Consider the following 734-nt stretch of genomic DNA (forward strand, 5'->3'; position numbering starts at 1 on the left):
AGTTGACGTAAATAATTTAGTCACTATAATGCGCACCTCTTCGCTGCCACGGTGGTGAAGGAAGCAAGGAAAAAGTTCTTTAAAAGATAGAAAAAACAACCGATTAGTGTGGGTACGTGTGCGGAGGCAGACGAATATCGCCAAGGTGATATGAGTTAACTCAAGACATATAGAAGTACCTCACACTGATCGAAGATACAGAAATGTAAATTCGCTTTGAGTGAGATCTGCGGGTTCGAAAGGACTTGCAATTAAATAGCTAGATTGAACTGAAGAGTTTGATCCTGGCTCAGATTGAACGCTGGCGGCATGCTTTACACATGCAAGTCGAACGGCAGCACGGGTGCTTGCACCTGGTGGCGAGTGGCGAACGGGTGAGTAATATATCGGAACGTATCCGGAAGTGGGGGATAGCTCGGCGAAAGCCGGATTAATACCGCATATGCCCTGAGGGGGAAAGGGGGGGATCCGCAAGGACCTCTCGCTTTCGGAGCGGCCGATATCAGATTAGCTAGTTGGTGGGGTAAAGGCCTACCAAGGCGACGATCTGTAGCGGGTCTGAGAGGATGATCCGCCACACTGGGACTGAGACACGGCCCAGACTCCTACGGGAGGCAGCAGTGGGGAATTTTGGACAATGGGCGAAAGCCTGATCCAGCCATGCCGCGTGAGTGAAGAAGGCCTTCGGGTTGTAAAGCTCTTTCAGACGGGAAGAAACGGGCACGGTTAATAAC

Annotated in this window: 1 rRNA gene; it reads left to right on the plus strand. The window is 50.7% G+C overall.

Annotation, left to right across the window (positions count from 1 at the left end):
- Positions 1 to 266: 266 nt before the first annotated feature.
- Positions 267 to 734: ribosomal RNA gene (locus ACYPYQ_RS13555) — 16S ribosomal RNA — on the plus strand; the annotation flags it as partial.

Source organism: Sideroxyarcus sp. TK5 (genome assembly GCF_054601595.1).